This is a genomic window from Stenotrophomonas sp. PFBMAA-4, assembly GCF_030053215.1.
GTDB lineage: Bacteria > Pseudomonadota > Gammaproteobacteria > Xanthomonadales > Xanthomonadaceae > Stenotrophomonas.
In genome coordinates, this window is the sequence record NZ_JASGBW010000012.1 from 84338 (window position 1) to 98476 (window position 14139).

Genomic DNA, 14139 nt, shown 5'->3' on the forward strand with positions numbered 1-14139 from the left:
CCCGATCAATTTTCTGGTGCTGAAATCAACGCGTGCGGGCCGCGAATGCTTCGATGCGAAGGCGGCTTTCGATGACGGACCTCACATACGATGCCCGCTTGGTGCTGGAGGCCGCACAACCGGCGAGCACGGTCATCGCCTCTGCCCGCATCTCCTGCCCTCCGGTGAACGCGAACACGGAGAACGCGGGCTCGATATAGCCGGGATCATGCTGCGCGAATTCCCTTTGATCTTCGATGCTGAACAGGGTCGCGTAGTCAGCCCACTCGATGTAGCGCTTCCAGAAGGCAGGCGGACTCCACGGCCCGCAGGTTTCTTCAACCGACTGCAGGAGTTCGCGGAGCTGCCCAGCGCAGGCATCGAAAAGATCGCCGCGCAGATCCGTGGCTGCGACATTCCCTGGATCAAGGGTCTGCCAACAGAAAACCATGAAGTCCGCAACAAAGCCCTCTTCACAGCCTTCGAAGAAACTGCTCCTGTACCAGGCAAGCGTTTTCGCAACATCAGCCGATTCATCAGAATCAATCATCGCCCCCACCTTTCCGGCGACATCAATGCCTGCGCTGACCGACAAACGCGACTCACCCGAACATCAACCATCGGGCAAGCTACCGAGCAGGGAAGCTTGCCCACTCCCTGGATGCGCAACACCACTCAATCCGCCTCTTCAACTTTCGATACTCTCGAAATGATCGGTCGTTTAATGGACCCTACGCACGCGCCATTCACCGCCCCATCAACGTAAACCCCCTGCACCATTGCAAAATATACTCCCGGCTCGAGCACGTCCGAAGAATCCTCATATCTCACACCATCAAGGTCCACCGCCGCGCATGCGATGAAATCAATGCGACGGAGAGCATCGGCTGACGGCCCAAGGACATCCCCACCTCCCTCTCCATGAAGAAGATAACCAAACACTGCAACGTTCCTGTTCTTGTAATCGACCGAGTTGGCAAGGAGCGCATGGATCGGAATCTGGCAGTACTGAACTCCCTCGTACGCACCTGTCAGATCCTGACACCGCCCTCCACCTTCAGCGGCAACCTGCGCAGTCGACTCAACGGCCCACAACAGAAGGACCATTGGGAGCAGCCTATGGATCTTTTTCAAACCGACCAGCATGGATCACCTCATCCGGCTTAGAATTTTTTACAGCGCGTCTCCGCCTTGCCCGACTCTATTCCTGGTACAGAACCTCGATGGCATCGCCGCGGGGAAGACGCTGCACTTGGTCCAGCGTGTCCACGGCCACGACCGAGTAGGTGACCTCAACGCCCGAGGGCAGCCCGCCGTCTCCGGCGTCATGATCTGCTGCGACGGATATCAGCTTGCGGATTCCGGCGATGGGCGCAGCGGTCAGGATACGGGACAGCGACGTTGCCGTGCATGCTCCCCTTGCAGGCAATCAACACTCCGCACAGCAGAACAGCCATGAACCAGACGCCCCCTCACGCGATCTTCCTTGATGAGTCATCCAGCCATCGATGCACAGGCACCCCCTTCTTCTATACAGCGTGCCTTCCCGAGTACACAAGACGATCAGTCGGTTTCTTGCTAGCCGAAATCAAGAAGGCATCAAGATAGTCCGGCACATACCAATCATCCCAAGACGCAAGACCGTAGAAGGCATTTACAAACTCTTCCACGATACCCGAGCCTCGAACTTTGGCGCCGATGAATCCGCTCCTGCGCAGCGTCTCATAGGGGGCCGCTTCGACCACGCCACCAGTGTCACGAACTGGGCCGCGCGGCCCTGCCAGACTATGATTTGATTCACGCCGTCCCCTTGCGTCCGCATGCGCACCCGCACCATGCGGGCCGGCTCGACGCTTCGCAACACATCCCGTCTTCAGTCGTAGGCCTGCACCTGCCTGCGCAGCAGATGCGGCACGATCCGTCGATGCACCGGCGCCACCGGCAGCATGTAGACGCGCCCGAACGCGTTGTGGGTATGCACCACGGTGGCCACTTCCAGCACGTCGCCCTGCCACTGCAGCGCAAGCTGCACGCGCAGATGGCGGTCGTTGTCTTCCAGCACGATGGCGTCCTCATCCAGCGACTGCAGGGTGAAGATGCCCAGACGCTGGCCCGCTCTCGGCGCGGCGGTGTCCTGCACGGCGCGCAACGAGCCCAGGTCCTTCATGCCGAGCAGGCGCATGCCGCGGTTGCGCAGCGCCATCAGGCCATCGAACCAGCCGGGGATGGTCGCCGCCATGTCACGGTAGGCCTGCAGGGCGCTGCGGCCGTTGCGATGGGTGCGGGCCTGGCAGGCGTGCACGAAGTCGGCACCGGGCAGCTGCGCGCGCAGCACGCTGCCCGCGCTCGGCGGCGCGGTCACCACCTGCGATGGACTCACGGCTTCGGCCCCTGCCCTTCGTTGTCTTCCCAATGCAGGATGCGGCGGGTGACAAAGCGGTAGACCGGCTTGCCGATGGCGAACCACAGCTCGCGCACCCACGAAGTGCGCTTGAGCACGCGCTTCTCCACCGGGGTGAGCGATTCGCGGCAGTACATGCGCTTGTGCTTGAGCAGGTGGCGCAGGTCTTCGCGGGCGAGCAGGCGCATCCAGCGCGAGCGCGGGTGGCCGATCACCGCCAGCTGGAAGTCGATCAGTGCCGGGCGGCCGTCCGCGGTCACCAGCCAGTTGGCCTCCTTGGCCAGGTCGTTGTGGGCGACGCCGCGCCGGTGAAGTTGCTGCAGCAGCCGGCGCGCAGCACGGAACCAGGCGAGGTCGCCGCGCGGCGGGCGCTGGTACATGGCATCGCCGGCCATGAAGCTGCGGTCGAGGTGGCGACCGTCCCAGTCCAGCAGCTGCGGCACGTCGGCCATGCCCTCGATATGTCGCAGCGCGCGTGCTTCGCGGCGGGCCAGCCACCACGCCGGCACGCGCAGCCACAGCGGCGTTGCGCCCAGGTCGCGGCGTACGAAGGGGCCCTGCGGCCCCTGCACGAGCAGGATGCGGCCGAAGCTGTCGGCCTTCAGGGCATGCGTTGGAGCGTCGGTCGAGTGCGGCATGCGCCCATTCTAGGCGATGGCGCTGGTTGCAAACGGTCACCAAGCCGCTGGGAACCAGTCACCTTCACGCCTCTATAATCGGGCAATGGACTCTTCATGGATCGACGCCACCCTCGCGTGGATTGCCGCCCATCCCGTACTCGCGGGCGCGGTTATTTTTCTGATCGCCTTCTGCGATGCGGTCATCATTCTCGGTGCCATCGTGCCGGCGCTGCCCCTGCTGTTCGCAGTGGGCGTGTTCATCGGCCTGGGGCAGATCTCCGGGCCGTATGCGGTGGCGGCGGCAGCGCTGGGTGCGTTTGCTGGTGATGGCATCAGTTACTGGATCGGCCGCCGCTGGGGCGACCGCCTGCGTCGGGTCTGGCCGTTCAGCCGCTACCCGCAGCTGCTGGACCGTGGCGAGAACCTGTTCCGCCGCAATGCCTTCAAGAGCATCCTGATTGCGCGCTATGTCGGCGCCATCCGGCCGTTCGTGCCCGCCATCGCCGGCATGCTGAAGATGCCGGCCAGCCGCTACGTGCAGGCCAGCGGCATCGCCAGCCTGTCCTGGGCGGTGCTGTTCCTGGCCCCGGGCTGGATCCTGGGCGAGGCGTATGACGCGGTTGCCGCTGTTGCTGGACGCCTGGTGGTGGTGGTCGGCCTGCTGATGGTCATCTTGGGCCTGGTCTGGGCCATCGTGCTGTACGGCTACCGCTGGTCGGCTGCGCGCATGGACCACTGGCTGGCGCGCCTGCTGGACTGGTCCAACCGCCATCCCACGCTGGGCCGCTACACGGTGGGCGTGCTCGACCCCAAGCGTCGTGAATCGGTACCGCTGGCGATGCTGGCGCTGATGCTGCTGTTGCTGGGCTGGGGCTGGTTCGCGCTGCTGACCGTGGTGGTCGCCCATGGCGAACCGCTGGCCATCGACCTGCTGGTGCACCAGGCCATGCTGGCCCTGCGCAACCCGTTGGCCGACTACCCGATGGCGGCACTGGCCTCGCTGGGCGCGTGGCAGGTGCTGATGCCGGCCACCGCCGCGGCCATGGGCTACCTGGTATGGCGCCGGCGCTGGATGGCCGCCGCGCACTGGCTGGCCGCACTGGCCTTCGGCCTGGCGCTGACCAAGCTGCTGGGCACCACCGTGGACGTGGTGCGCCCGGTCGATGCCAGCAGCGGCTTCGGCTTCCCCTCGGTGTCGGTCACAATGGCCACCATCACCTTCGGCTTCTTCGCGGTGCTGATCGCCCGCGAGATGCCCGGCCGCACCCGCGTCTGGCCGTACCTGGTGTCGGGCATCGTGGTCAGCCTGATCGGCTTCTCGCGCCTTTACCTGGGCGCGCACTGGCTGAGCGATGTCATCGGCGGGATGCTGTTCGGCACGTTCTGGCTGCTGGTGCTGGGCATCGCCTACCGCCGCCGCTTCAACCGCTCGTTCTGGGTGAAGCCGGTGGCGTGGCTGTTCTACGGCGTCTTCGCAGTGGCGGCCATGTGGTACGCGCCGCGCAACATCCCGGTGAAGCTGGAACGCTTCGAACCGACCCTGCCCGCACCCACTGCGATCGACATGCAGGCCTGGTGGCAGCATGACTGGGCCAAGCTACCGGCGCGCCGCAACGAGTTCGACGATGACCAGCGCTGGCCGCTGGACGTGCAGGTGGCCGGCCCGCTGGCGCCGCTGCAGGCCCAGCTGCAGGCGCGCGGCTGGACCGTGCAGGCGCAGGCCGGCTGGGAAGAAGCGCTGCTGATGCTGGACAAGAACACCGGCGCCGACGAACTGCCGGTGCTGCCGGCCACGCTGGAAACGCGCGTGGAGGCCCTGCTGATGGTGCGCCAGGGCGCAAGGCCGGATGAGCGTTACGTGCTGCGCCTGTGGCAGGCACCGGGCCAGCTGCAGCCGGGCGAAGTGCCGCTGTGGCTGGGCAGTGCGCAGACCCTGCGCTACGAGCGCCACTTCGAGTGGATCGGGATGTGGCATCCGGTGCGTGGCATCGACCCCGCGTTCAATGCGGTGAAGGACGCCGTGCAGGGCATGCCGCAGCACGAGGACGTGCATGCCGAGACCGGGTTGCCGGTGCTGCGGTTGAAGACGCAGCCGTGATGGATCCGCCGGGCATGGCCCGGCGCTACCGGAACGTGTAGAGCCGAGCCTGTGCTCGGCTGATCTTCGCGCGATCCGGCAAGCCGAGCATCGGCTCGGCTCTACAGTAGATCCACGCCATGCGTGGATGGCCGTTCCCGTAGATCCACGCCATGCGTGGATGGCCGTTCCCGTAGATCCACGCCACGCGTGGATGGCTGTTACGGCATCCAGCCCAGCAACTGCTGCAACCGCTGGTGCGGGTCGTCCATCTGCAGCAGCTGCAGGCGCTGCTGCTCGCCCAGCGGCAGCAGTTCGGCCAGCCGCCAGCCGACCCAGCTGGCCTGGTCCAGCAACGCCGGGTTCGCCGGCGCATACGCCTCGCCCGCCTGCTCGATGATGTGCCCCAGCACCGTGGCCAGCAGCGCATGCTGTGGCTTCAGTTCGTCATCGGGGTCCTCTTCGCACCAGCGCACATCGGCCACGACCAGGCCGTTGTCGCGCACGCGGGTACGCTCGACATGGAAGCGGCGGGTGCCGCGCAGGCGCAGCTGCAGCACGCCATCGGCACCGACATCGAAATCCTCGATGCGCACCTGCACGCCGTAGGCGGCCGGGGTGGCCGGTTCGCCCACTTCCTGTCCCTCCAGGATCAGGCAGACGCCGAAGCCCTCGCCGCTGCGGCCGGTGTCGCGCACCAAATCCAGGTAGCGGCGCTCGAACACGCGCAGGCCAACCGCCGCGCCGGGCACCAGCGTGGTGTGCAGCGGAAACAACGGCAGCGAAACGTCGGTACTCATCGGGCCTGCAGGGCGGCGAGGAAGCGGCGAGGGGCGCCGTCGAAGCCACCGTTGGACATGAACACCACGTGGTCACCGCTGCGCACGCTGGACTGCAGCTGTGCCAGCAGCGCGTCGGTGTCCGGCACGGCATGGGCCTGGCCACGCACGGCGGCGATCACCGCTGCGGCATCCCAGGCCAGTTCCGGCCGGTGCAGGAACACCACTTCGTCGGCCAGTGCCAGCGACGGCGCCAGCGCCTGCGCGTGCGCACCCAGCCGCATCGAATTGCTGCGCGGCTCCATCGCCACCACGATGCGCGCGTCGCCGACCTTGGCACGCAGGCCTTCGAGCGTGGTCGCGATCGCCGTGGGGTGGTGGGCGAAATCATCGTAGACGGTGATGCCGTCGTGGCTGCCGATCACTTCCATGCGGCGCTTCACGCTGCGGAAGCGCGCCAGCGCCGGGATCACCTCGGCGGGGGCCACGCCCACCGCATGTGCGGCGGCCAGTGCGGCCAGGCCGTTGAGCACGTTGTGGCGGCCCAGCAGTGACCAGTGCACATCGCCCAGCGCTTGCCCACGGTGATGCACGCGGAACGCGCTCCCATCGGCGGCCAGCAGCTCGGCATGCCATTCCAGCGACGGGTCGAAACCGAAGCGCTCGACCGGGGTCCAGCAGCCCATCTGCAGCACCTTGGCCAGGTGCGCGTCCTCGCCATTGACGATCAGGCGGCCGCGCGCGGGCACCGTGCGCACCAGGTGGTGGAACTGGCGCTCGATGGCCTCCACGTCCGGGAAGATGTCGGCGTGGTCGTATTCGAGGTTGTTGAGGATGGCCACCAGCGGCCGGTAGTGCACGAACTTGCTGCGCTTGTCGAAGAAGGCGGTGTCGTACTCATCGGCCTCGACCACGAACTCGCGGCCCTGGCCCAGGCGGGCGGAGACGCCGAAATCCTCGGCCACGCCACCGATCAGGAAGCCCGGCGAGCGCCCGGCGCTTTCCAGCAGCCAGGTCAGGATGGTGGTGGTGGTGGTCTTGCCGTGGGTGCCGGCCACGGCCAGCGTGTCGCGGCCCGGCAGGACCTGCTCGGACAGCCACTGGGCGCCGGAGATGTAGCGCTGGCCGGCATCGAGCACGGCTTCCACGGCCGGATTGCCGCGCGACAGGGCGTTGCCGATCACCACCTCGGCGGTGCCCGGCGGCACGCTGTCGGCGCGGTAGCCCTGGTCCAGGGCGATGCCCAGCTGCTCCAGCTGGGTGGACATCGGCGGATAGATGGCCTGGTCGCTGCCGCTGACCGTGTGGCCCAGTTCCCGTGCCAGGGCGGCCACGCCACCCATGAAGGTGCCGGCGATTGCAAGGATATGTACGCTGCTCATGACCGGGGATTGTGACCGATCACGGCTGTATAGGGCCATTGTCTGCAATGGGGTCAGACAACTCCTACACCGGTTGTGAGAAAACTCCAATCGTCTGTCAGGGAATTCCCGATAGCGCAGGTATGTGAACCCGTACACAATTCAGGAAGCCAGCCGTAGTACCCGAACCGGTCCTACTCCCCAAGAGGCCATCCCCAAGGGAGCTCATGCTGCGGAGCCCTGAGCAAGCTCATCGCTGGCACCTATGAAACGAAACAGGCCTGGTCCGCAAGGACCAGGCCTGTTTCGTCGTGGCTGCACGGTGGCCGGCACCGGGCCGGCCGACCGCCATCAGCCCTTGATCGCCGCCAGGATGCGGGCTTCGATCTCATCCAGGTCACCGACGCCATCGACGCGGGCCAGGGTGCCACGGCCGGCATAGAAGTCGACCACCGGGGCGGTCTGGTCGTTGTAGACCTGCAGGCGCTGGCGCACCGCTTCCGGGTTGTCGTCGGCGCGGCCCTGTTCCTGGGCGCGGCCGGCGATGCGCTCGACCAGCAGCTCGGTGGCCACGTCCAGCTGCACCACGGCGTCCAGCGGCTGGCCGATCTTGGCCAGCAGGCCGTCCATCGCATTGGCCTGGGCCACATTGCGCGGGTAGCCGTCCAGGATGAAGCCCTTGGCGACATCGGCCTGGGTCAGGCGCGACTCCAGCATGCCCAGCAGGATGTCATCGGACACCAGGTTGCCGGCATCCATCACCGCCTTGGCCTGCTTGCCCAGCTCCGAGCCCGCGGCGATTTCCGCGCGCAGCATGTCACCGGTCGAAATATGGGCGATGCCCAGCTTTTCCTTCAGGCGCGTCGCCTGCGTCCCCTTGCCCGAACCGGGCGGTCCCAACAGAACCAATCGCATTGACCTGACTCCAACGTGTTGAAAACAAAGAAGGTTCGCGCCCCGGACGGACCGGTATCGCTGCACCGCAATAGCGCCACTTTAGCGCATACGGGTAATGTCACTGCAATGTCCCCCTCACCGAGCAGGTAGAAGCATGCGCAACGGTACCCTCCTCTACGCCCAGTCCGGCGGCGTCACGGCGGTCATCAACGCCACCGCAGCGGCGGTCATCGAGCAGGCCCGGGCCAAGGGCATCAAGGTCCTGGCCGCCCGCAACGGCATCCTCGGCGCCCTGCGCGAGGAGCTGATCGACACCAGCAAGGAGAGTGCCGCCGCCATCCGCGCCCTGGCCCACACCCCGGGCGGCGCCTTCGGGTCGTGCCGGGTCAAGCTGAAATCGCTGGAGGCCGACCGGGCCCGTTACGACCGCCTGCTGGAGGTGCTGCGCGCCCACGACGTGCGCTGGTTCCTCTACAACGGCGGCAACGACTCGGCCGACACCGCGCTGAAGGTCTCGCTGCTGGCCAAGGCCTCCGGCTACGACCTGACCTGCATCGGCGTGCCCAAGACCATCGACAACGACCTGGCCGTGACCGACACCTGCCCGGGCTTCGGCTCGGCGGCCAAGTACACCGCGGTCTCCGTCCGCGAGGCCGCGCTGGACGTGGCGGCGATGGCCGAGACCTCCACCCGCGTCTTCATCTACGAAGCAATGGGCCGCCATGCCGGCTGGCTGGCCGCCGCCGCGGGCCTGGCCGGCAACGGCGAGGACGAGGCCCCGCACATCATCCTGCTGCCCGAGCGTGCCTATGACGAGGCCACCTTCCTGGCCAAGGTCAAGGCCGTGGTCGAGCGCGTCGGCTACTGCGTGGTGGTGGCCTCCGAAGGCATCGCCACCGCCGACGGCCGCTTCGTCGCCGATGCCGGCGGCAGCAAGGACTCCTTCGGCCATTCGCAGCTGGGCGGCGTCGCCGCGTACCTGGCGGGCCGGGTCAAGGACCAGCTGGGCCTGAAGGTGCACTGGGCCCTGCCCGATTACCTGCAGCGCTCGGCCCGGCACCTGGCCAGCAAGACCGACTGGGAACAGGCGCAGGCGGTGGGCAAGGCGGCCGTGCAGCTGGCACTGAAGGGCCAGAGCGGGGTGATGCCGGTGATCGTGCGCAGCAGCGATGCGCCCTACCGCTGGAACATCGAGGCCGCGCCGCTGGCGAAGATCGCCAACCACGAGAAGAAGATGCCCGCCAGCTTCATCCGCCGCGATGGTTTCGGCATCACCGCCAAGGCGCGCGCCTATCTGTCGCCGCTGATCAAGGGCGAAGCCCCCCTGCCCTACGGCAGCGACGGCCTGCCGAAGTACGTCACCCTCAAGAACGTGGCGGTGAAGCAGAAGCTGGCCGCCTTCGAAGGTTGATCCACGTCACAACTTGTGACCCAGGGCTCTTTCCAGCGGAAAGGGCCCTTGATGGTTGGATTGCGGCGAACTGAGAAGCAGCCCACAATCGGGGCCCGGCCCGGGGCAAGGGGCCGATGCGTGCCAACCCGTCTGTCGCCCGCTCCTGCGGGCGCGTAGTGCCACACCACAAGGACTGTATCCATGAAGCGCCAGACCTTCCTCGCCGTGCTGCTGTGCACGGCTGCCGCGCCCGCGTTCGCCGCGACCTGCGAAGCCAACTTCCAGAAGAAGGGCAACCCCTTCACCGGCACCACCTTCACTTCGTCGGTCAGCCACCCGGACCTGAGCGTGGCCAGCGCCATCGGCCAGATGCGGGTCATCGCCAAGAACGCCAACATGGACGTGCTGAGCGAGGACATCGAAGGCGGTTCGATGCTGATCGAAGAACCGGAGAGCATGGCGCACAAGCCGATCCCGATGATCATCAGCGCTACCTCCGAAGGCGGCCAGGGCACCGTTGCCATGGTGGTGAAGGTCAACAAGGGAGCCATCGCCTCGGCTGACGGCGTCCGTACCGAGATGTGCAAGCTGCTCAACCAGGTCAAGCCGGGCAAGGCCGGTGACCAGGCTGCCAAGGCCACGCCGCAGGCATCGGCAGTGACCATTGCCGCCGACCGCTTCGGCTTCCAGCTGCGCAACCAGAACAAGGACAACCCCGCTGCGATCGAGCCGCGCTACAAGGGCAAGACCTACGTCATCAGCGGGCGCATCGCCTCGGTGCTGAAGAGCGGTGGCACCTACAACACCACCTTCGACCTGCCCAGCGATGGCAGCATCGATTTCGAGCGCGTGGCCATCTCCTGCTCGTTCGCCGCCAACCAGACCGCTTATGCGCTGTCCCTGCGCCCGCGCGAGAAGGTGACGCTGACCGGCGTGGTCGACAACTACGACCAGATCGGCCGCGTGCTGTGGCTGAAGGACTGCCGCGGCAACTGACCGCCGCCGCCATGGCATGACCGAAGGCCCGGGTGCGCAAGTGCCCGGGCCTTCTGTTTGCGGCCCGGTTCACGCCTGCGGCACGTCACGGGCGCGAAGATGTGGTCCTGCACAAGGAGAAACACCATGGCCCTGCATGTGGTCCGTCTTGGCAGCCCGCGCACGCCCGGTGAGGGCCTGCGCATCGGCACGGTGCGGCGGCCGCCACGTGGCGTGGCGCGCAGTGAATTCGCCCGGCAGGACTGGTATGACGTCTGGTTTCCGACCCTGGCCCCCAGCCCGGAGCTGGTGAAACAGGCCCACGGGGCGACCACCGCGGCGGACTGGAATGCCTTCTTCCGCCACTACAAGGCCGAAATGAAGGCGCCCGACGCGGCGCATGCGCTGGATCTGCTGGCGGCGCTGTCGCAGCACAGCGACATCGCCGTGGGTTGCTACTGCGAAGACGAGGCGCACTGCCACCGCACGGCACTGCGCGAGCTGCTGGTTGCGCGCGGGGCGAAGCTGGTTGGGGGGTAGATCCACGCCATGCGTGGATGAGGCATCGGTGCCGACCAACGGTCGGCAGCCACCGACAATTCACCAACGGTCGGCACCCACCGACAATTCACCGATGGTCGGCACCCACCTGTATCAATTGCAGGCCTTGCCTTCCACCTGCAGCTGCGCGGCGAACATCGTCACCTGCGGGATCTTGCCGGCGGCGGCCTGCTTCTTTGCCTCTTCCAGGTATATGCGCGACTGGCCCTGGCCATCCAGGGCCTGGGTGTTGTTGACCGGCAGGCGCCACACCCGCACCACCGCCTGCTGTGCCGGGCAGGCGGCATTCGGCACGCGGATCACGTCGTTGAGCTTCCAGCCCTTGTCGGCACTAGGCTGTGCCTTGGCGTAATCAACGAAGCGGGCGCGCGGCCGGCACTGTTCGCTGGTGCTCACGGCGGAGAAGCGGTACGGCTCGGCGGCCTGCCCGGTGAACACGCCCTCCAGTCGCGCGCAGGCCTCGGGAATCTGCCGCAGGGTGTGCACGGCGCCCACCGCCTGCGGGGCACCCACCGCCCGCTGCAGTTCAGGCGTTTCCGCAGCCAGCGCGGGCATGGCCGGCACCAGGGCGGCAAGCATCAGCAGGGACAGGCGCATGGGGAATCTCCGTCAGGACTGTGCGCAGGCTTGCAGAGCGTGGCTTAACGGGGTGCAAAGGGTCTGTGGCTCTCAAAGCATGCCCATGGACCGGCGGCGGGTTCCGCGCGCATGGCGATGCGTTCATCTGGAGGGCGCCCACGGATCATGCGGCGCGGCGCGGCCCGGCGCTACCATCCGGGCGCGGAGCGACGCATACTGCGGGCACCAGGGAATGCTGAACACCGCCATACGTCGGACGACCGTTCCGGTCGGCACGGGTTGGTTCCAGGCTGCAACCCGTCGTCCCCCTCGTGGTGCCGTTCATCGCCACTGGATGCTCACCATCCATTCTGCGGAGGGGTCTGATGCTGGAACGTCATGGGCTGTCACTGGCGCTGGGCTGCGCCATTCTCGCGATCCTCTACGGGATCATCTCGGCGCGCTGGATCCTGCGCCAACCCACCGGCAATGAACGCATGATCGCGATCGCCACCGCGATCCAGGAAGGCGCGCGTGCCTACCTCAACCGCCAGTACCTGACCATCGGCGTAGCCGGCGTGGTGCTGTTCGTGCTGGTCGGCGTCTTCCTCAGCTGGTACACCGCCATTGGTTTCGCCGTCGGTGCGGTCCTGTCCGGCGCGGCCGGCTACATCGGCATGAATGTCTCGGTCCGCGCCAACGTGCGCACCGCCGAGGCCGCGCGCAACGGCATCAGCGCGGCGATGGACGTGGCCTTCCGCGGCGGTGCCATCACCGGCATGCTGGTGGTCGGCCTGGGCCTGCTGGGCGTGGCCGGTTACTACGCACTGCTGCTGCGCATGGGCCTGCCGATGGAACAGGCGCTGCACGCGCTGGTCGGCCTGGCCTTCGGCTCTTCGCTCATCTCGATCTTCGCGCGCCTGGGGGGCGGCATCTTCACCAAGGGCGCTGACGTCGGCGCCGACCTGGTGGGCAAGGTGGAAGCCGGCATTCCCGAGGACGACCCGCGCAACCCGGCGGTGATCGCCGACAACGTCGGTGACAATGTCGGCGACTGCGCCGGCATGGCTGCCGACCTGTTCGAGACATACGCGGTCACCGTCATCGCCACGATGCTGCTGGGCAGCCTGATGCTGAGCGAAGCCGGTGCCAATGCGGTGCTGTACCCGCTGGTGCTGGGCGGGGTGTCGATCATCGCTTCGATCATCGGCGCACTGTTCGTGAAGGTGAAGCCGGGCGGCTCGATCATGGGCGCGCTGTACAAGGGCGTGATCGTCTCCGGCGTGCTGGCCGCCATCGCGTTCTACCCGATCACCACCGGGCTGATGAACGACAACGTGCATGGCCCGATGGCGCTGTATGGCTGCGCACTGATCGGCCTGGTGCTGACCGGCCTGATCGTGTGGATCACCGAGTACTACACCGGCACGCAGTACAAGCCGGTGCAGCACGTGGCGCAGGCCTCGACCACCGGGCATGGCACCAACATCATCGCCGGCCTCGGCATCTCGATGAAGTCCACCGCCCTGCCCGTGGTCGCCGTGTGTGCGGCGATCTGGGGTGCGTATGCGCTGGCCGGCCTGTACGGCATCGCCATCGCCGCCACCGCGATGCTGTCGATGGCCGGCATGATCGTGGCGCTGGATGCCTACGGACCGATCACCGACAACGCCGGCGGCATCGCCGAGATGGCTGAGCTGCCTTCGGACATCCGCGACATCACCGACCCGCTCGATGCGGTGGGCAACACCACCAAGGCGGTGACCAAGGGCTATGCGATCGGCTCGGCAGCACTTGCCGCGCTGGTGTTGTTCGCTGATTACACGCACAACCTGCAGGCGGCCAACCCCGGCCAGGAGTTCCGCTTCGACCTCAGTGACCACACGGTGATCATCGGCCTGCTGATCGGCGGCCTGATCCCCTACCTGTTCGGCGCGATGGCGATGGAAGCGGTCGGCCGTGCGGCCGGTGCGGTGGTGGAGGAAGTGCGACGCCAGTTCCGCGAGATCCCCGGCATCATGCAGGGCACCGGCAAGCCGCAGTACGACAGGGCCGTGGACATGCTGACCCGCTCGGCCATCCGCGAAATGATCGTGCCTTCGCTGCTGCCGGTGGCCGTGCCGGTGGTGGTGGGCCTGCTGCTGGGGCCACGCGCGCTGGGCGGCCTGCTGATCGGCACCATCGTCACCGGCCTGTTCGTGGCCATTTCGATGACCACCGGCGGCGGCGCCTGGGACAACGCCAAGAAGTACATCGAGGATGGCCACTTTGGCGGCAAGGGCAGCGAGGCGCACAAGGCCGCGGTGACCGGCGACACCGTCGGCGACCCGTACAAGGACACCGCCGGCCCGGCGATCAATCCGCTGATCAAGATCATCAACATCGTGGCGCTGCTGCTGGTGCCGCTGCTGTAGATCCACGCCATGCGTGGATGGGGTCGGATCCCTTTCCGCAGGAAAGGGCTCCGACCCCGCCGTCGATCAACGCTCCGTAGAGTCGAGCTTGCTCGACTGCCCTTGCGTTGCAGGCCAAAAGCAG

13 protein-coding genes are annotated in these 14139 nt (G+C 66.9%); 5 read left to right on the forward strand and 8 right to left on the reverse strand.

All coding sequences use genetic code 11. The annotated features are described in order from the left end of the window. Positions 1–25: 25 nt before the first annotated feature. The 4 genes from QMZ26_RS09815 to QMZ26_RS09830 form a co-directional block, all read right to left on the reverse strand. Complete coding sequence (locus QMZ26_RS09815) at positions 26–529, reverse strand: hypothetical protein (protein WP_200732623.1); 504 nt, start codon at positions 527–529, stop codon at positions 26–28. Positions 530–654: 125 nt separating this feature from the next. Next, positions 655–1125: a hypothetical protein gene (locus QMZ26_RS09820; protein WP_283221335.1), complete on the reverse strand. Its 471-nt coding sequence runs from the start codon at positions 1123–1125 to the stop codon at positions 655–657. 727 nt (positions 1126–1852) lie between these two features. Continuing rightward, on the reverse strand, positions 1853–2359 hold the full coding sequence (locus QMZ26_RS09825; RefSeq protein ID WP_283221336.1) for a DUF2867 domain-containing protein: 507 nt from the start codon (positions 2357–2359) through the stop codon (positions 1853–1855). Further along, positions 2356–3018, reverse strand: a complete 663-nt coding sequence (locus tag QMZ26_RS09830; protein ID WP_283221337.1) for a serine/threonine-protein kinase — start codon at positions 3016–3018, stop codon at positions 2356–2358. Before QMZ26_RS09830 ends, QMZ26_RS09825 begins: the two co-directional genes overlap by 4 nt. 85 nt (positions 3019–3103) lie before the next feature. Here QMZ26_RS09830 and QMZ26_RS09835 point away from each other — a divergent pair, with 85 nt between their 5' ends. After that, complete coding sequence (locus tag QMZ26_RS09835; protein WP_283221338.1) at positions 3104–5098, forward strand: bifunctional DedA family/phosphatase PAP2 family protein; 1995 nt, start codon at positions 3104–3106, stop codon at positions 5096–5098. Positions 5099–5298: 200 nt separating this feature from the next. Here QMZ26_RS09835 and QMZ26_RS09840 read toward each other — a convergent pair whose 3' ends face one another. The 3 genes from QMZ26_RS09840 to QMZ26_RS09850 all read right to left on the reverse strand — a co-directional run bounded on the left by QMZ26_RS09840 (position 5299) and on the right by QMZ26_RS09850 (position 8132). Continuing rightward, entirely contained in the window at positions 5299–5877 is a 579-nt protein-coding gene (locus QMZ26_RS09840; protein WP_079223110.1) for an LON peptidase substrate-binding domain-containing protein, read from the reverse strand. Beyond that, positions 5874–7238: a UDP-N-acetylmuramate:L-alanyl-gamma-D-glutamyl-meso-diaminopimelate ligase gene (gene mpl, locus QMZ26_RS09845; protein WP_283221339.1), complete on the reverse strand. Its 1365-nt coding sequence runs from the start codon at positions 7236–7238 to the stop codon at positions 5874–5876. Before mpl ends, QMZ26_RS09840 begins: the two co-directional genes overlap by 4 nt. 330 nt (positions 7239–7568) lie before the next feature. After that, complete coding sequence (locus QMZ26_RS09850) at positions 7569–8132, reverse strand: adenylate kinase (protein WP_079223114.1); 564 nt, start codon at positions 8130–8132, stop codon at positions 7569–7571. Positions 8133–8268: 136 nt separating this feature from the next. On the opposite strand from QMZ26_RS09850, the gene QMZ26_RS09855 reads away from it, so the two are divergent. The 3 genes from QMZ26_RS09855 (at position 8269) to QMZ26_RS09865 (ending at position 11022) form a co-directional block, all read left to right on the forward strand. Beyond that, positions 8269–9525, forward strand: a complete 1257-nt coding sequence (locus tag QMZ26_RS09855; protein ID WP_283221340.1) for a 6-phosphofructokinase — start codon at positions 8269–8271, stop codon at positions 9523–9525. A 183-nt stretch (positions 9526–9708) separates the two neighbouring features. Next, entirely contained in the window at positions 9709–10503 is a 795-nt protein-coding gene (locus QMZ26_RS09860; protein ID WP_200732618.1) for a hypothetical protein, read from the forward strand. 126 nt (positions 10504–10629) lie between these two features. Continuing rightward, positions 10630–11022: a DUF488 family protein gene (locus QMZ26_RS09865; protein ID WP_283221341.1), complete on the forward strand. Its 393-nt coding sequence runs from the start codon at positions 10630–10632 to the stop codon at positions 11020–11022. 114 nt (positions 11023–11136) lie between these two features. On the opposite strand, the gene QMZ26_RS09870 is transcribed toward QMZ26_RS09865, so the two are convergent. Beyond that, positions 11137–11640, reverse strand: coding sequence for a hypothetical protein (locus QMZ26_RS09870; RefSeq protein ID WP_283221342.1), 504 nt, complete (start codon positions 11638–11640; stop codon positions 11137–11139). Positions 11641–11987: 347 nt separating this feature from the next. Between QMZ26_RS09870 and QMZ26_RS09875 the strand changes: the two genes are divergently transcribed. Then, the gene (locus tag QMZ26_RS09875) at positions 11988–14015 is read left to right on the forward strand and encodes a sodium-translocating pyrophosphatase (RefSeq protein WP_283221343.1); all 2028 of its coding nucleotides are present in this window, start codon (positions 11988–11990) and stop codon (positions 14013–14015) included. Positions 14016–14139: the final 124 nt, after the last annotated feature.